19 protein-coding genes and 2 tRNA genes are annotated in these 16,475 nt (G+C 38.7%); 14 read left to right on the forward strand and 7 right to left on the reverse strand.

Features of this window, described 5'->3' with window-relative positions; genetic code table 11:
• Positions 1–238: 238 nt before the first annotated feature.
• Genes J8L98_RS23625 through J8L98_RS23645 form a run of 5 tightly spaced genes read left to right on the forward strand, consistent with a single transcriptional unit; the run spans position 239 to position 2,267 of the window.
• Positions 239–904: a Bax inhibitor-1/YccA family protein gene (locus tag J8L98_RS23625; protein WP_192507217.1), complete on the forward strand. Its 666-nt coding sequence runs from the start codon at positions 239–241 to the stop codon at positions 902–904.
• Positions 905–959: 55 nt separating this feature from the next.
• Entirely contained in the window at positions 960–1,313 is a 354-nt protein-coding gene (gene tusD, locus J8L98_RS23630; RefSeq protein WP_210998504.1) for a sulfurtransferase complex subunit TusD, read from the forward strand.
• A complete protein-coding gene (tusC, locus tag J8L98_RS23635) occupies positions 1,310–1,666 on the forward strand; it encodes a sulfurtransferase complex subunit TusC (RefSeq protein ID WP_210998505.1) in 357 nt (118 codons plus the stop codon). Before tusD ends, tusC begins: the two co-directional genes overlap by 4 nt.
• Entirely contained in the window at positions 1,666–1,935 is a 270-nt protein-coding gene (locus J8L98_RS23640) for a hypothetical protein (protein ID WP_210998506.1), read from the forward strand. The genes tusC and J8L98_RS23640 overlap by 1 nt, the downstream gene beginning before the upstream one ends.
• A 2-nt stretch (positions 1,936–1,937) precedes the next feature.
• A complete protein-coding gene (locus J8L98_RS23645; RefSeq protein ID WP_192507213.1) occupies positions 1,938–2,267 on the forward strand; it encodes a TusE/DsrC/DsvC family sulfur relay protein in 330 nt (109 codons plus the stop codon).
• A 118-nt stretch (positions 2,268–2,385) separates the two neighbouring features.
• Here J8L98_RS23645 and J8L98_RS23650 read toward each other — a convergent pair whose 3' ends face one another.
• The 3 genes from J8L98_RS23650 to J8L98_RS23660 form a co-directional block, all read right to left on the reverse strand.
• Positions 2,386–3,621, reverse strand: coding sequence for an amidohydrolase family protein (locus J8L98_RS23650; protein WP_210998507.1), 1,236 nt, complete (start codon positions 3,619–3,621; stop codon positions 2,386–2,388).
• Between the two features lie 11 nt (positions 3,622–3,632).
• Entirely contained in the window at positions 3,633–5,015 is a 1,383-nt protein-coding gene (locus J8L98_RS23655; RefSeq protein ID WP_210998508.1) for an amidohydrolase, read from the reverse strand.
• A 101-nt stretch (positions 5,016–5,116) separates the two neighbouring features.
• Positions 5,117–5,920 (reverse strand): hypothetical protein, encoded by an 804-nt coding sequence (locus tag J8L98_RS23660; RefSeq protein ID WP_210998509.1) that lies wholly within the window; start codon positions 5,918–5,920, stop codon positions 5,117–5,119.
• A 269-nt stretch (positions 5,921–6,189) separates the two neighbouring features.
• Between J8L98_RS23660 and J8L98_RS23665 the strand changes: the two genes are divergently transcribed.
• Positions 6,190–6,546: a DUF3718 domain-containing protein gene (locus J8L98_RS23665; protein ID WP_210998510.1), complete on the forward strand. Its 357-nt coding sequence runs from the start codon at positions 6,190–6,192 to the stop codon at positions 6,544–6,546.
• Positions 6,547–6,615: 69 nt separating this feature from the next.
• Here the strand turns inward: J8L98_RS23665 and J8L98_RS23670 are convergent, their stop codons facing one another.
• Complete coding sequence (locus tag J8L98_RS23670; protein ID WP_210998511.1) at positions 6,616–7,314, reverse strand: DUF445 domain-containing protein; 699 nt, start codon at positions 7,312–7,314, stop codon at positions 6,616–6,618.
• Positions 7,315–7,535: 221 nt separating this feature from the next.
• Between J8L98_RS23670 and J8L98_RS23675 the strand changes: the two genes are divergently transcribed.
• The gene (locus J8L98_RS23675; RefSeq protein WP_210998512.1) at positions 7,536–8,390 is read left to right on the forward strand and encodes a fructosamine kinase family protein; all 855 of its coding nucleotides are present in this window, start codon (positions 7,536–7,538) and stop codon (positions 8,388–8,390) included.
• 85 nt (positions 8,391–8,475) lie between these two features.
• Entirely contained in the window at positions 8,476–8,679 is a 204-nt protein-coding gene (locus J8L98_RS23680) for a CPXCG motif-containing cysteine-rich protein (protein WP_119860407.1), read from the forward strand.
• 26 nt (positions 8,680–8,705) lie between these two features.
• Here the strand turns inward: J8L98_RS23680 and J8L98_RS23685 are convergent, their stop codons facing one another.
• The gene (locus tag J8L98_RS23685) at positions 8,706–9,344 is read right to left on the reverse strand and encodes a riboflavin synthase subunit alpha (protein ID WP_210998513.1); all 639 of its coding nucleotides are present in this window, start codon (positions 9,342–9,344) and stop codon (positions 8,706–8,708) included.
• 386 nt (positions 9,345–9,730) lie between these two features.
• Here J8L98_RS23685 and J8L98_RS23690 point away from each other — a divergent pair, with 386 nt between their 5' ends.
• The 4 genes from J8L98_RS23690 to J8L98_RS23705 all read left to right on the forward strand — a co-directional run bounded on the left by J8L98_RS23690 (position 9,731) and on the right by J8L98_RS23705 (position 12,363).
• On the forward strand, positions 9,731–11,080 hold the full coding sequence (locus J8L98_RS23690) for an MATE family efflux transporter (RefSeq protein ID WP_210998514.1): 1,350 nt from the start codon (positions 9,731–9,733) through the stop codon (positions 11,078–11,080).
• Positions 11,058–12,068 (forward strand): DUF3080 family protein, encoded by a 1,011-nt coding sequence (locus tag J8L98_RS23695; protein WP_210998515.1) that lies wholly within the window; start codon positions 11,058–11,060, stop codon positions 12,066–12,068. The genes J8L98_RS23690 and J8L98_RS23695 overlap by 23 nt, the downstream gene beginning before the upstream one ends.
• A gap of 114 nt (positions 12,069–12,182) precedes the next feature.
• Positions 12,183–12,259, forward strand: a tRNA-Val gene (locus J8L98_RS23700).
• A 27-nt stretch (positions 12,260–12,286) separates the two neighbouring features.
• A tRNA-Val gene (locus J8L98_RS23705) sits at positions 12,287–12,363 on the forward strand.
• Between the two features lie 157 nt (positions 12,364–12,520).
• Here J8L98_RS23705 and J8L98_RS23710 read toward each other — a convergent pair.
• Positions 12,521–13,675, reverse strand: coding sequence for a hypothetical protein (locus J8L98_RS23710; protein ID WP_210998516.1), 1,155 nt, complete (start codon positions 13,673–13,675; stop codon positions 12,521–12,523).
• A 4-nt stretch (positions 13,676–13,679) separates the two neighbouring features.
• Entirely contained in the window at positions 13,680–14,183 is a 504-nt protein-coding gene (locus J8L98_RS23715) for a hypothetical protein (RefSeq protein WP_210998517.1), read from the reverse strand.
• Positions 14,184–14,683: 500 nt separating this feature from the next.
• Here J8L98_RS23715 and J8L98_RS23720 point away from each other — a divergent pair, with 500 nt between their 5' ends.
• Entirely contained in the window at positions 14,684–14,911 is a 228-nt protein-coding gene (locus J8L98_RS23720) for a hypothetical protein (protein WP_210998518.1), read from the forward strand.
• Positions 14,912–15,259: 348 nt separating this feature from the next.
• A complete protein-coding gene (locus tag J8L98_RS23725; RefSeq protein ID WP_210998519.1) occupies positions 15,260–16,435 on the forward strand; it encodes an aspartyl protease family protein in 1,176 nt (391 codons plus the stop codon).
• The last annotated feature ends 40 nt before the right edge of the window (positions 16,436–16,475 follow it).

Genomic DNA, 16,475 nt, shown 5'->3' on the forward strand with positions numbered 1-16,475 from the left:
GCAGCGGGGCGAATATTAGTGAATCCCTTGGAGAATGTGAAGCTTTTTTTTAAAAAAACCGCTCAACTGATTAAAAAACAGTACATTTGTATAAACATACGGCAACAGCCACAAATAATTGGAACTTTTTGATTTTTACAGACTCTATTTGATCGACAAAGTTTGCCCAACCATATAACTCTTGGTAATCTTAATACAGTTTAATTATCGGAACATTGTTTCACTTAAGGAGTTTAACATGGCGTTTAATCACTCATATGGCACAGCTCAACCAGCTATGTCGACAATCGAAACTAATAAGGTACTTAAAAACACGTACTTTCTATTAGCTATGACGCTTGCTTTTAGCGCAGTCACTGCAGCTATTTCAATGACGATGGCTCTACCTCGTTTTACAGGTATTGTTTGTTCATTGATTGGCTTTGGTCTTATATTTCTGATCCAGAAAAAAGCGAACTCATCTTCTGCAATAAGTTTAGTATTCTTATTTACAGGTATTATGGGTTTCGGTTTAGGACCATTACTTAACCATTATGCTGCAATGCCTAACGGTACACTGTTAATAATGCAGGCTCTCGGCTCCACAGCTCTCATCTTTTTTGGCTTATCTGCTTACGCTTTAACAACCAAGAAAGACTTCTCATTCATGGGTGGATTTTTAACCGTCGGCTTAATTGTCGTTATTATTTCTAGCATTGTTAATATTTTCATCGGTAGCAGCATCGCATTCATGGCTATCAATGCCGCGGTGGTATTATTGATGTCTGGTTTAATCCTTTATGATACAAGCCGTATCGTAAATGGTGGTGAGACTAATTATGTTATGGCAACTGTTAGTCTATACTTAAATATCTATAACTTATTCACGTCATTACTTGCACTTTTAGGTGCAAATGATGACTAACCAGTTTGTTCTGGTAAACTAAGCCCCATATTGGGGCTTTTTTTATGGGCTAGCTTTGAGTAAATTTGTACTTTCTTTGCATTCAAGCGTATCTGATCACGCAACTCTGAATAACCTATCCCGCTTTGCACATGCAGCACTAGACGACGGCCATCATATTCCGTGCATCTTTTTGTATCAAGATGGTGTCTATCATGCGTCGCAGCATGTTGAGCTAGCCAGTGATGAATTAGATATTGCGGCTATTTGGCAAGCATTAGCAGATAGAGGTATCACACTCATGCTTTGTGTAACCGCAGCGGAAAAGCGCGGTATTGATACTACAAATACAGGTATATTTAAAGTTGCAGGTCTTGCAGAGTTTGCCATGCTCAGCGCAACATCAGACAAATGGATACAATTCAAATGAAGAATATAATGATTATTAGTGATCACAGTCCATTTGATGGTATGCATATACGTGATGCGTTAGATATGACCTTGATTTTTGCCGCAATAGACCAACATGTGAGTTGGTTGTTCCAAGGCTCGGCCGTCATGGCCTTAAAACCTAAACAGTCACCTCAACAACTTGGTATTAAAGATTTCTTTAAATCAATTAAAACGCTTGAAATATATGATGTAGAAAATATATATGTATGTGAAACTGCACTAAAGCAATTTAACCTAGATCCCGACCAATTAAGTATTGATGTGACCGTAATCAGTCAAGCACAGCAGCGCCAACTCTTGAGCCAACAAGATCAGGTGGTAACACTATAATGATAAATACCATTCACATTTTCTCTAGACCGTTGAGTCACTACAACACACATACTATTTCTATGCTGCTCAGTGACACCGATAGGATCCTATTAATTGCTGATGCATGTTATGATCAAACAAGTTTTAAGAACTTAACCGATAATGGTTATATATTGTCTCAATGCCTTTCTACAAGAGGTGTTGAATTGCAAGCTCCCTTCTCAGCTATTAGCGATATTGAATGGGTTCAACTCATCGATAGCGCAAAGAAAACGATTACTTGGTAACTATGCTAGAAATTAATCATCGAACTATTGATACTGATAAACAGGGCTATTTGATTGACCATACTCAATGGTCACCTGAATTAGCACCTATCATTGCAGAAAAAGAAAATATTGAATTAAGTGACGCACACTGGGAAGTCATTCACTTTGTGCGTGGTTTTTATGAAGAGTATAGTACGAGTCCAGCGATTAGAATGCTGGTCAAAGCTATGGCTAAAGCACTCGGTGAAGACAAGGGGAATAGTATGTATTTATATAAGCTATTTCCAAAAGGACCTGCTAAACAAGCAACTAAAATTGCTGGATTACCTAAACCTGCCCGTTGCATATAAACTCAAACTCTACATCATTTCTACTTGATTATTGTGTGAATTAATTCGTAAAAAAGGCGCTAAATAGCGCCTTTTTATTCACTAACAAGCCCATCTTTAGACCTGTCATACTTAAAACTTACTTAGTGTAAGCTCTCGGTAATTTAGACTCAGTTGTATAGCGGTCTCTTAATTTGTCATGGCGAGACTCTGTCGTGACTTCGATACCATTGATCCACATCTTTTGTACATGAGTACTGATCTCAAATGGATCCGCACTCCAAAGTACTAAATCGGCTCTTTCACCTTTTGCTATTTTACCACCTTCAATACCAAAACTTTCTGCAACATTGGCTGTCAGCGCTTTAATCGCCCCTTCATGGCTCATGCCATTAGACACCGCAATACCAGCATCAAAGCGCAATTGATACACATTATGACTACCGTCACCACCGATTGACAATATAACCTTCACCCCAGCTTTTTCAAGGGCTCCAGCCGTTTCTAAGCTCGCATGAAGCGAATCAAAGCTAGTGGGAAGGTTCGAAACGGCACTAATGATCACCGGTACTTTTGCTTTCGCCAATTGAGATTTCACTAGCTGCGCATCGTCTGCGCCCCATATGATCAAATTAATACCAAATTGTTCTTTGATTTTAATAATTTCAAGAATATCTGAAGCGCGAGTTAAATGCGTTACCAATGGCATTTGGCCATTCAGAACTTGCGTTAATACTGTCTCTTCTAGCGAAGGCTTCTTATCTTTATCTTTCTTGTCATCTTTTTTAGCCAAAGCTTGCTGACGCTCTTCAAGCTTATCAACTAGTTGCTTATATGATAGAGCGCGTGAGCCTTTACTTTTGCCCCCCAAATGCACCACGAGCGCAGTATGCTTGTCTGTTACACTGCCAAATTCACCACTTAAATCAGCAACAAAGCCTAGCCCTGCAAAAATGCTGTCCCCGCCGTATGGCACAGCGACGTTTTGCGTAACTCCCCCTTTACGTGCATAAGGGATTAATGATGAGCGAGGATTAAATGCGCTGCTGGTATCGAAGTCAACTCCCGCTTTGTCATCTCCTGCATCACGAGAGCCCGCAACTGCACCAACTTCAACTAACCCCAACTGATTCATAGACCCGATAAAACCTGGTGTTAGGATTCGATCATTCGCATCAATTGTGATATCAGCATTAACATTACTAGGATTAATTGCGGTAATTTTACCACCTTCAATCACCACAGTAGCATCTTTTAAAATACCCTGCTCTGTTGATGTATGCACTGTGGCATTGGTAATTGCAGTAACCTGTGCAAATGCTGAAGAGCTAGCAAGTAAGGCACCGGTAATTAACGATAATTTAAATTTTGTCATGGTGTGCACTCCTATCTCTGACCAAGCATAAAATCACTAACTGCTTGATATTTATCATCATTTCGATCATAAACCTTCGCGCCGTCAACATAAACAGTCTCTGCTTTTGCATATACACTAAACGGGTTTTTATCCCAAATAACCACATCTGCTTGCTTACCTTGGCTCAATGACCCAGTTTCTTTTTCAACACCAAGCGATTTGGCCGCATTGTAAGTGATCCACTTAATTGCATCCTGCTCTTTCAAGTCAAAGCCTTTACGATTAGCTGTGTGCATAACCTTCGAAGCCTCATGATTTAGACGTTGAATCGTAGTATCTGAATCAGAGTGCACAACGGCACAAGAATTTTTCACCGCATCTACGATCGCAACATTTTCTTGTACCATATCATAAGCTTCCATTTTGAAGCCCCACCAATCTGGCCAAAGTGCCGCACAATTGCCGTTATCGGCTAATAAATCAGCAACTTTATAAGCTTCTATACCATGATGGAACGTACCAGCATGATAATTAAACTCTTTACCTAAGTCGATCATCATGGCCATTTCTTCAGCTTTATAGCAATGGTTATGTATCATAACTTCGCCGTCTAAAACGCCGCGCAATGTATCATATTTAATGTCTCGCTTAGGCGCATCAGGGTTTAATCCTGCTGCATGGGCTGCATCGTACTGCTCCCACGCTAATTTGTATTCTGTTGCTTCAATCCAAGCTTGACGATACCCAGCCATGTTACCCATACGTGTTTGCGGCGCTATCTTATTTGAGCCATATACACGTTTTGGATTTTCACCACACGCCATTTTTAAACCGTAGGGTGCGTCTGGAAATTTCATTCCTTGCATTGTGTGTGCAGGAACATTTTTCAATGTAACACCTCGCCCACCGAATAAATTCGCTGAACCAGGTAAAATTTGTAATGTGGTGATCCCGCCTTCTCGCGCTCGATTAAAGCCCGGATCTTGAGGCCAAACCGAATGCTCAACCCATACCTCTGCAGTATTTGGGCTAGTCATCTCATTGCCATCTTGGTGAGATTCAACAGATGGACTAGGATATGCGCCTAAATGAGAATGAACGTCAATGATGCCAGGCGTAACCCACTTACCTTGCGCATCAACAGTATTATCAGCGCTAACATTTAGGTCTTTGCCTACTTGGCTAATTTTACCATCAACAATGTAAACATCAGCTGCATCTAATCTTTCACCTGTACCGGTGAGTACCGTCGCATTCGTGATCAAAGTCGAACTGCTGTCAGAGACAGCATAAGTACTTGGATATGGGTTTTTGTTTATTTTAACGTGGTCTTTTTGCGGGCCTTGGTCTTGACAGCCCGCCAGCGCAGCACCAAGTGCTAACACTAATACGGAGGGAGCAAATTTTTGCATTGTTGTCATCTCTTCTGTTTTTTTTCACTGTAACTAATTCATCGTGAAAAGGCGATTTAAATACCTTGAAACGCAATAATTCACGATGAGTTTTATCGATTTTAATTACGCTTTGGTGCTATATAGTCTTCATATAACTTAGCAAGTGCACCCTCTAGGTCAAGTTCAGCATGTCGTTTTAGCAACTGTTCGCTCGCTCTTGCAACAAAATCTGAGTTTTGTTTATGCTCTTTCGCAAACTGTTTAATTAGATCTGACGTCTGTGCTGTTTTAGCTGGTTTCTTATGCCTATGCATATATTTACTAATGGCTTTATTAAAATCACCTGCACATTCGCCCACCAACAAATCATAAAATTGGCTTTTTTGTAACGTGTAATTCGCATAGCAAAACGCTAATGCACTTTTAAAATCATCAAAATATTGTTCACCAACACAAAACTCCACTTTAGCTGTTGGCACTTTCACTTCAGCACCTGATATCTCCAATATATAACTTGGGAAATCTAGCCGTATTTGCGTTTCTTTGCCCAAACGCATACCGGCCTCAATACTGGTATGAAACTCAGGACTCATCTGCGCGAGTTCATCGTGTTCCCACACATTATAAACGCGTACTGCCTGAGCATACTTTTTCGCTAAGCTACTTTTAAGTGCTTTGATTCGTTCATTCAGTGTGAGCAACCTTTGACCCAGTAGTAAGCCATGGCATTCATAACAACTGGGCACAGTAATAAAGTCAGCGGTTTCTGAAAACTCAATGACGAGCTCGCAGTGCTGCAATGGAGGGCAATAGTCAACGTGCGTCGCCTCACAGCCGCAATAATAACAACACTGGTTAAACTCAACCGATTTTGCTAACCCATTTTGGTAATATTTTGATAAAGCTTCGAAGTTTTTTGACATAAATTTACATAATTAGTTTTAAATTTTAAAGAACTGCTAGCGTAAAGAAAAATTACTGATAACAAAGTGTAAACATGTTTTTTTTTGAAAAAAAAATGGAAAAATGTGTCAATGACTGCGCAATTTTTCTCCTTAAAAACAATTCCTTATAAGCTACCATTCACACTAACACACTTAGTTACACTCTGACGAAATTGCTTTACAGCATTCATTTTTAAACCCGCAATACTTAGTGGTGTCTACAGACCAAAATCAAATGGAGCACACCCATGAATGTAATAACAGTACTAAGCAGCGCAGCAATCTTATTGGCATCGTCTTCATCTCTAGCACATGAATTTATTGCCGCTGACAATACACCTGCAACACAATTGTGTATGGCTGTTGCATCAAATCATAAATTAACGTTACGCAAAGAAGTTCGAGAGCATAACATTAGCCGCCCGGTCCTCACTAACCGTTTAGCTTGTAACAACATGTCTATTGATACTTTTGCGACACTTTACAACCTAGAAAACTCAGCTAATTTTCTAAATATTGACATGACAACCAGTACACATATCAGAGATTTATCTGCATCAATGAACAACACACAAACAACACTTGTTATATCTGGTTCGAAATAGATGGATTACAAACATAAATTAATGCGTTTAACGGATGTTTCACGCATTAATTTTTCTATTTTTTACTAACTAAGAGATATTAATGATTGCCGCAACTAAACCAAATAGCCCACCAAAAACACCACCCCATACGACCAACCACCCTAAGTGCGTTTTAATCATATTTTGAATAATGTCTTTTACCATTGTGGGTGTCAGCTCATCTAAACGCTCATCGACTGCTTGTTCAATGGTATCGTGTACTGATGTCGAATTTCCGCCCAGTAATTCAGTGACAAGTAACGATTTAAATTGCGGTTCTTCCGTTATTTCTACCAATGTTTCTTTCATTTTTTCAACAAATGTACTGCGCATTGGCTGTAGCGCTTCACTTCCCCCAAACATCGTGAGCATTGGGCCAAACTGAGACGACTCAATTACAGTTATTAAGGTGTCAAAAGCAGGGTCCAAATCGACCTTCTTAATAACTGGCTCAAGATCAATATTATCCTGTTGATTCTGCAAAACATTGGATACTTTCTCTTTATCAAAAAACTCTTCGAGGATCAAACGTCTAATTGACTGTTTAAATTCTTTAAACTTCAACGTTATAACGCCAGATCCATAGAGCAAAGGCACTTTTTCAAATAGCATATGAATAGCAAGTAAGTTGGTAATAGCCCCTGAAAGCGCAAAAATACCGATAGTAAACACGATTGAGTGGCCAGTAAGGTATCCGAGAGCAACACATATTGCCGCAACGATATTTGTTATTAAGCTTTTATTCATTTGTGCACCTTATATTTATTACCGCGGCATTCTATACATTTGTCAAAAAAAAATATACGCCTCATCTTATTTTTAGTTTTTTGCAGTTATTGACCCATTGTCGTGTAAGTTGATTCCCTAATTGGTGGTAGTTATGAAAAAAGTGCTCTATTCATTTGAGTTCTTTTCGTTTTCAACCATAGTTTGAGTTAACCAGTTGTCGTTTTCAGGTAATATCTCAAATGTGGAATATGGTTAATCAACAAATCTCTGACGCACTTCATACATCATTTGAATTTACGCATAAGGCACTACTTGCGTCTCCCAGCGCCGAAAAGCTGTACAGAATTTCAAATGACAAACATACCTTTTTAGTGAAAGTTGATCGACTGACAGCTTTAGAGCGATTTGAATCAGAAGCCAGCGCACTCGAACTTATGACTCGGGATAGTGATTTTCTTATCTGTGATCCCATTACCATAGGTACCAGCTTAGATTTTAGCTTTATCGTATTAGAGTGGTTAGATACCAGTGATAACATGGATAACTGGCACGAATGCGGTGCGTTACTTGCAAAAATGCATCAGCGTCATGAACAAAAAATGTTTGGCTTAGAACAAGATAATTACATTCAACAAGTACTTCAACCTAATCAATGGCATAAAAAATGGGAAACTTTTTTTGCAGAAGATCGAATTGGTTGGCAACTGCAACTCCTGGCTGAAAAAGGCATCATGCTTGTTAATATTGATGAATTTGTTGCGACCATCAAAACCTTATTGCCTCATCACATCACGCCATCTCTCATTCATGGCCAGCTGTCACACAACAACATTGCATTTAGTCATGGTAAACCCTGCTTGTTTAATCCTGCGTGCTACTATGGAGACAGCGAGGTAGATTTAGCTATGGCAGAGCTGTGCTCCGCCCTCCCTGATGAGTTCTATCAAGGCTACTATGCATTTCAAAACAAACTTTCTGACGATAACCGCCGTAAAGAAATTTATCAATTATACCCTATCTTACTCAAAGCCAACTTGTTTGCCGGTAGCTACCTGCATCAAGCTAAACAGCACATCCACGACATATTAAAATAACAGCAATAAAGCTGTCATATTGGCATTAGCTGCTATATTTAAATTAGCGCAATAATTAGGTTAATAAGACCTAATGGAGAGCCAAATGAAAACTGTTTATGACCAACGTATTAGTTGCCCACATTGCGGCCATCATATCTTTGTTAGCCTTGATACCAGTGAAGGTGATCAAGATTTTTATGAAGACTGTGCAGCTTGTTGCAACCCGATCCATTTAAACATGCATATTGATCGAGCTTTTAATAAACTTGAATTACATGTTGATAGTGATGATGAACAAATATTCTAATATGAGGCAGAAGGAATACTGCGGCTCTACTGCGCAATTTGCGTGCTTTTACGTAAATAATTTTCTACTGTATTAACAATCGTATAAGTTTGTTGGTCGACTTCTATATTCAAGAAGTCACCTTCAACTGCACGCCCCAAATTAGTAATGCTCAATGTCTCCGGAATTAAATGCAACCAAAAGCCAGTGGCATTCACTTCACCTACCGTCAAGCTTGCACCATTAATGGTTATAAAGCCCTTATATAATACAAATTTAAGCCACTCGTTTGGGAGACTCAATTGCACTCGACAATTATCATGATCTTTCACAATGGCTTTTATCTTTGCCATACAATGGATATGACCAGATACAATATGACCACCGAGCTCAGTACCAAAGGTCAATGAACGCTCAAAATTTACTTTGAAGCCTCGCTGTAAAAACCCTAAATTAGTCAGTTTCAGTGACTCGTCTATTACGTCAAAATAGACCTGCCCTACCACATCTTGAGGACTAACCTCATAACGTACAACCGTTAAGCAACAGCCATTAATCGCGATACTCGCTCCAATATCTAAGTGATTAAGGTAATTACTGGAGACTGATAGTACGAGCCTCAAAACCCCCCCTGATTTGTTACACGAAATAACCGTAGCTTGAGTTTGTACAATACCTGTAAACATAGAATACCTTAGCGAGACGTTTAAGAAAGTAATGATACCTTATTGTGGCAATTGGCTAAAGGCATCTTAAGCGCATGTTTATATTTCAAGATTACATGACGTGGCGGCATGTCGAAGTCGAGTTTAAACGAAACGGTCGTATATAAAATGATTACCACACCAAAAATAACGTATCACAAGCCATAAAACCTAACCGGCGGACTTTAAGTTCTTCTTAAACAGCAATTCCCCGTTTTTCCACTTCGTTTTATTTAGTCGGCAGACACCATAAAATTAAACAAACCGATACCCTGAACATCTAAAAATTCTAAGTCATTTCATCTAATTGTCTGGCTTTTTCATGCTTTCTAACGCTAATATTGTATTTTTGTGAATGCAGTATCATTATGAAGTTCAGTTATTGGGAAGCTAAACGCTTACTCCAGCTCGCCACCCCTGTTTTTTTAGCTCAGATAATGCTGGTATTAATGTCGGTTGTTGACACAATAATGGCAGGTCAAGTGAGCACTAATGATTTAGCTGCACTGTCAATCGCGACAGGTCTTTGGAATCCATTAGTATTTTCTTTACAAGGTATTCTACTAGCTTTAACAAGTATTGTTGCACACTGCTTTGGTGCCAAAGATCAAAAAGGCATTAAACACTACTTCCAACAAAGCATATACTTGTGCTTAATTCTTTCCACATTTGGCTTTATATTGGCCAACTTTACGCCATCGGTATTCGACAATTTAGGTACAACCACGGAGATCACCACATTAGCACAAAGTTACATCGACTTTGTAAAATGGGGCATTTTGGGGTTTTTACTATTTTCTGTTTATAGGAATGTCACAGAAGGAGTTGGCCTGACGAAACCTGCTTTTTACATTAGCATTGTTGGCTTATGCATAAATGTCGTGGCTAACTATGTCTTCATTTATGGCAAGTTAGGAATGCCAGCACTTGGAAGTGCTGGATGTGGTCTCGCCACAGCCTTAGTATTTTGGGTGATGGCCTTGGCTCAATTCATATATAGTTTCAACAGTAAAAAGCTCAAAGGAAAATGGCTGCTCCATCGATTTGAACCCCCTAAAATTAAAACTCTGAGTTACATAACCAAGCTTGGTTTACCTATTTGTTTAGCTACTTTTTTTGAGGTGACGTTATTTGCATGCATCCCCCTGTTTATTGCTGATTTAGGTGCGACTGCGGTGTCTGGCCATCAAATTGCGGCAAGTGTCAGTGTTATATTATTTATGATGCCATTGAGCCTATCAATGGCCATAACTATTCGAATTGGTAATCTATCAGGCCAACAAGCCCATACTCAGCTTAAATCAGCCATCAACACCAGCTTATTACTTGCAGTAATGATTGCGTTCTTTGTTGCCTTTATTACTTTCATAGCCAGAGATGCCATTGTCATTCTGTACACAAAAGACGAGAATGTTGCATTACTTGCTTCCAGCATCATTATTTTAGCTTGCATCTATCAGTTACCTGATGCTTTGCAAGTTGCAGCAAATGGTGTATTACGAGGTTTAAAGCATACCCAGCCCATTGCCGCGATCACCTTTTTATCATATTGGGTTATCGGTTTTACACTCGGTTACGTATTAACTAAAACAGACCTTTTAGTTACCGCGATGGGCCCCAGAGGATTCTGGATAGGTATCATTGTTGGTTTAAGTATTGCCGCAGTTTTACTCTTATTGAGTGTAAGGAGTCGACTTGTTAAAATTAGCACTGATTAGCTTAAGTATATTTACTCTCACTGGCTGCTCACCCCAGCCCAGTGAGATTTATCATGAGTATCAAAACAGACTTAGCACTGCACTCAATAGCACAACGCCAGACATACCAGACTCTGGGCCATTACATCATCCAAACGTTACTAGACCCACATCAACCCTAAGCATTTCTATTATTGAACTGGCCAGCATAAACCATTGTCGGCTCAGTCAAACTATTGCAAAAAGAAACAATCAATTAGGTAAAGTGCAGCTGCCAAGTGAAGCGCTTAAATACAGTATTCAGTTTGTACAACAAGCCGATGAATGTATAAATAACGAGCAAACAAACAACCCATTAATTAAGGATAAGATACTTGAAGCACGAAGAGAAAAACAACACCAACTTAGCCTATTTTTCGAGCATATGCTTTTTTCAGAACGAGAGCTCAAGCAGTTTACCCATTTAGCTGCAACTGAGGTATCCTTCGATAGATACTCAGAATTACAAAATCAAACACTGGAAGCACTCGCGCAACTTGTGCAACTCAAACAGCTGCTTAGTCAAAAAGATAAAATAGAAAACCTAGAGGCAACTGAAATTACGACAGCACTTAAAAAACTTCATAAAAATGCATTTGTTCAGCGCGTTATTACTTCAGCGCGGCAACAAGTTTTATTGAACCAGGCTACCTCTGCCTGGTTACACACAGTAGATATAGAGAACACAGTTTGCCCGTCCGGCAAAAACAAACAAAAAGCACACATCCTAAATAATATTTTTTCAAAATATTATTTAGGTCAATTACAGGGCTACCAAGCCCAACTGACAAGTATGCTTCAAAAAGTATCGCCTTTTTTGGCCGCGCTATGGCAGAATCACCCTGAGTTAGTGCTATGGGTTGATGAAAATAACCCACAATCTTTACTTACACAGTTAAAATCGAGTGCAATATCACACGTCAAATGGTGGCAAACTTTCTACAAAACGTGCAAAATTCGTCCTCAATGAATAAAAAAAGGGCAAACAAACAAAAATATGGAAAACTCGCTTGATCAAAACGCTGAGTCGCTATATATTAGCCGCCGTTGCAACGTAATATTCATTACATAACAACACTATAGTACGACCGTAGCTCAGTTGGTTAGAGCACCACCTTGACATGGTGGGGGTCGGTGGTTCGAATCCACTCGGTCGTACCAACTCTTTCTAAAGAGAATATGTATAATACAACCGTAGCTCAGTTGGTTAGAGCACTACCTTGACATGGTAGGGGTCGGTGGTTCGAATCCACTCGGTTGTACCATTTAATAATTGAAAATTATTCCAAAGTTAAAGATCCGTGCTTTTCCATATCCCTATTTACCCTTGCAAATAGATTCTAATTCAGCATTCTGAGTAATAACCCCCTTCAGCATATCGTGTCATTTTTATTTGATCATTATTAAGTCCCTGCTACAGCCCTACTTACCGTAATCATGTTTGCGACACTTCAGTGAACCTCGCAGATTACTTGGGCAAGAACGATTGAATTCTGAGAGGAAATATCCAGCTAAAGCCCGATTCTTTAGCGTCTCAGACAACCTTTTAAGTAGTTCGAAGTAATGTACACGAGTATTGATACTCCATAGATAATCAGGGGTTTGTAACTCATTAGATAATTCTAACGCCACATCAAAATCAGATAAATTATATTCAATCTCTCCTTCTTGAATTAAATTAACATTTTTGATTTTTTGCAGAACAGTAAGTCCACCATCTAACTTACAAGCATATTGAATCTGAGCAACCAAAGAATATGTTTGACCAGAATCATTGTCTGTTATTTTGTAAGTACGAAAGTAATGCAGTTCTTCCTTATTTCCCACTAAACGTTCAAAATTGATCCTTAGCCCATCAACGGTTACCGTTCCAATGCCTGCTTGGACAATTAACTGCTTTTCCCAAAGAGCCAATTTACGGCCAAAGGTTTTTGATTCGCCATAATTATAAATATCACCACACTTCTTGGACGCTTTAAAGTTTTTAGACACTTCAATTGTATACTTTGGGTGCTGTTCGTTAGAAAACGTGATACTACCTTCATCATTCAGTTTCTTTAATTTACTCTTTCGAATATAACCCGTAAAAGCGGTACCATTTCTTATCCAGTTCAACTTAAACCAAGTTGAACTTTCGTAATTTTCGTCAACCTCTAAGACTTCGCTGCCCCATATTTCATAGGTATGATCATCTATTGAAGAATCACATTGTTCTATTCTGCAAACAACCGTTGTTGTATTAAAATGTACACTCGCGTTTTTAAATTTTTGCTTTGCTGTACTTTTAGAAACGGTAGCTTCCAATACCCACAATTGCACGCCATCTTGTGATTTAACTTTAATATACCGTTGCCCATAAATATTTTTAGTGGCCATGTTTCTATCATCAATAAATAACAAAAATGATCTTGGCAAAAAAGTGATGACGGAGTGTCTATATTCTCCCAGCCCTTTCTTTTCAGGCATAATGGAAAGCCCAAATGATCTAGCCGTTGTATAATATGGATCACTTTGCCCGTTAGCCATATTTGCAGCCAATAGTAATAGTATCAAAAAGATCCTGGTAAAGTATTTCATTTACTTATCCTTTTTGGTCAAATTCTTTTTCCGCTTTTCTGAGTAACGCTTGTTTAATCGTGTTAATTCTTTCTACTTGCCTCGACTTAAACGTTTCAAACAAAGCTTTCTTTTGATCTACAGAGCTCGTAATTTGAAGCTCTGAAATCAGTTCCGTTTCTTCACCATTAATGTTTGTATCTAAGTGAGAAGCTAACGCCTCACTTTGTAATTCAATGCACATAATATTTTCGTATGCTTTGTTTCTATCAATTGAACTTAGTGTTGCCCCTTGATAAACATGTAAAATAGTGGCAGCCAATTGCTCTGAACAAGTATTAAGCTTTGAAATACTTGTATCTGTTAAAGCCCAAGTGATTTTCGTAACTTCAATTTTAAAAGCCCGTTCATTGTTAAATTGTTCATACTCTGATTGGACCAAAAATACGCATGCGAATACCAAGCCGCCAAATAATAATTTGTCGACTACAAGAAGTTTAAGTTCGTCAGAAAAGCTTTTTATATCCATGGTGAATCCTTTCTCATAATTATTTTAAAGTTTAGATAAAGGAATCAAGTACTGCACGTAAAGCAAACAGATTATCGAAGAAAAGTCGTTTTTATATTGAATGACGTAAAAGTAAGTACCAAATCAAGAAAGCATCCGGGTAGCTTTCAATAAATCTCACAGTCCCTAAAATCAAACCGTAACACAGCTGTATTATTTATAAAATATTAATAACATAAAGACCCTTTAGTATTATTTTTGCTCAATTAACTTAAATAAAAAAGGAATGATCATGTTAAAAAAACACACTCGCAATGAGTCTTGCTACAGTCCTACTTTCAACCGGCGCTTTAGCTGCACCAGAAGATCGCGCACCCGAGATCTGTTGGTACGAAAACCAGTAAGTACAAGTACATACGGTTGAATGTGAGTACGAAGTTGCTTTTGAGTACTATGGTTTACCGTACTTTCACTTTAATAGTAACCCAAGCCGTAATTGCCCGACTAAGTACTGGCGTAAAGTGTCTTTAGAGAAAGACTTAAGAATAAAAAGAACATTTACGCAAGAAGGAAGCATGCCTAGCTGCGGAACGCGATGGATGTCACATACATGGGAAAGCTATTACCCAGTAAACGGTGAGCAGTGCGAGTATTGGTGGCGTGAAGGTAAGAATGTAAGAGGCGATGTTGATACCCATACAGTAAAAACTGAAACTCGTCGTGTTCGTGTATGTGAGCCAGCGTACTAAGTAAGAAATATATAAATAACGTATTTGCGCAACGATTTCAATCGTTATAAAAAGTTGATCCGCTGACATTTTGCGGATCTTTTTTGTCAATCACAATCATTTCAATACTCCCTCCTTAAACATAAATGCAAAGTCTATCACCCTATTGGTCAACCACAGTAATCGCAGCGCTGGAGCATTAGAGAGAGTATACCTTTGAAATGCTGCACTGCTATGCTTTCACATTCTCTTCACACCTTACTCCCTAACATTGTGTACTCGACGTATTCTAGGGGTATAAATGTGATAACCAATTATCAAAGACTGGTCATAATAACTTTACTATTTATTTCACTCAATGGCTGCAGTGTGATCAACATTTTAAAGTTACGCAGCGCAAATGATGATGTAGTGCCAACCTGGCACGCACAATTGAACCAGATTAATATCAAAACTGATTATATTGGCGAAAAAACGTATGTTTACGGCAGTATCAATGGCGTTGATAATTTCAAGTTTATGGTAGACACAGGCGCTTCATTTACAGTGCTGTTTGATACGCCAAAAGTTCGCAGTTTGAACTTACCAAGAGGCTACGATTTAGAATTAAGCGGCTGGGGTGACCAAGAAGATAGCAAAAGTTATCAAACGACTATGCGCTCTTTAAGGTTTGGCGATATCGAAGTTCAGGGTTTTCAAGGCGCATTTATCAAAGCAAGCAAGACTCATTATTTTCAACGTGAGGATGAGCTAATTTTTGATGGCGTTATTGGTCATGATTTAATGCGTCATTTTGCTTGGACATTTAACAAAGAAGCGAAGCAAGTGACCGTATCAAACAGCCCTACAATTGCAACTAAAAATACATATTCTCTCCCGTTCGATATTTTCATGAGTAAACTATACCTGGAGGGAAGAATTGACTTTGGTCAGGGTCATATCGCTAAAAATGACGTCATTATTGATACTGGAAGCCGGCATTATTTCAAACTCAGTGCACAATACCCTATCAATAACGATTTAACACTTCCCAACGCCCAAGTAACTGGAGCAGATATCGGTCTCAGCGGAAAAGCCGAGCATCAACGCGTTACACTCCCTAGCGTGAGTTTTGGTACGTTGACTTTGCCAAACGTCAGAACAAATTTAATTGAACATGTAGATGAGGAAGACTATTGGGTCATTGGTAATGGCATATTTAATCAGTTCATTACAACTGTTGATTACTTCACTGAAACGTTATATTTAACTCCCTTAGATAATCGCCCTATCACGTCACGTTATAACCTAATGGGGTTAGAAGTACGAAAGTTACTCTCGGGTGAATTTTTGGTACGCTACGTTATGCCTAATTTACCTGGGCAATATGCGGGGATAAAAGTAGGTGATGTTATTACTCACTTAAATAAAGTGGCTACAAAACAGATTTCAAAAGATCAATGGCTGACTTATAGCGCAACGCCAGCTGCATATATGGTGTGTATAAAACAAAAGCAATGTGTCAATCTTACAAGTCGTCACATTACTGGGTATTCGATACCGTAAATTGAATTAATAAATGATCGCAGGAATATTTAGACAAGTC

The sequence above is a fragment of the Pseudoalteromonas sp. MMG013 genome, assembly GCF_018100885.1.
GTDB classification, from domain to species: Bacteria; Pseudomonadota; Gammaproteobacteria; order Enterobacterales; family Alteromonadaceae; genus Pseudoalteromonas; species Pseudoalteromonas aurantia.

Bases quoted from the DNA above. Each gene is read 5' to 3' on its own strand.
- J8L98_RS23625 (WP_192507217.1), top strand. From the start codon at position 239: ATGGCGTTTAATCACTCATATGGCACAGCTCAACCAGCTATGTCGACA.
- tusC (WP_210998505.1), top strand. From the start codon at position 1,310: ATGAAGAATATAATGATTATTAGTGATCACAGTCCATTTGATGGTATG.
- J8L98_RS23640 (WP_210998506.1), top strand. From the start codon at position 1,666: ATGATAAATACCATTCACATTTTCTCTAGACCGTTGAGTCACTACAAC.
- J8L98_RS23645 (WP_192507213.1), top strand. From the start codon at position 1,938: ATGCTAGAAATTAATCATCGAACTATTGATACTGATAAACAGGGCTAT.
- J8L98_RS23650 (WP_210998507.1), bottom strand. From the start codon at position 3,621: ATGACAAAATTTAAATTATCGTTAATTACCGGTGCCTTACTTGCTAGC.
- J8L98_RS23655 (WP_210998508.1), bottom strand. From the start codon at position 5,015: ATGCAAAAATTTGCTCCCTCCGTATTAGTGTTAGCACTTGGTGCTGCG.
- J8L98_RS23660 (WP_210998509.1), bottom strand. From the start codon at position 5,920: ATGTCAAAAAACTTCGAAGCTTTATCAAAATATTACCAAAATGGGTTA.
- J8L98_RS23665 (WP_210998510.1), top strand. From the start codon at position 6,190: ATGAATGTAATAACAGTACTAAGCAGCGCAGCAATCTTATTGGCATCG.
- J8L98_RS23670 (WP_210998511.1), bottom strand. From the start codon at position 7,314: ATGAATAAAAGCTTAATAACAAATATCGTTGCGGCAATATGTGTTGCT.
- J8L98_RS23675 (WP_210998512.1), top strand. From the start codon at position 7,536: ATGTGGAATATGGTTAATCAACAAATCTCTGACGCACTTCATACATCA.
- J8L98_RS23680 (WP_119860407.1), top strand. From the start codon at position 8,476: ATGAAAACTGTTTATGACCAACGTATTAGTTGCCCACATTGCGGCCAT.
- J8L98_RS23685 (WP_210998513.1), bottom strand. From the start codon at position 9,344: ATGTTTACAGGTATTGTACAAACTCAAGCTACGGTTATTTCGTGTAAC.
- J8L98_RS23690 (WP_210998514.1), top strand. From the start codon at position 9,731: ATGAAGTTCAGTTATTGGGAAGCTAAACGCTTACTCCAGCTCGCCACC.
- J8L98_RS23710 (WP_210998516.1), bottom strand. From the start codon at position 13,675: ATGAAATACTTTACCAGGATCTTTTTGATACTATTACTATTGGCTGCA.
- J8L98_RS23715 (WP_210998517.1), bottom strand. From the start codon at position 14,183: ATGGATATAAAAAGCTTTTCTGACGAACTTAAACTTCTTGTAGTCGAC.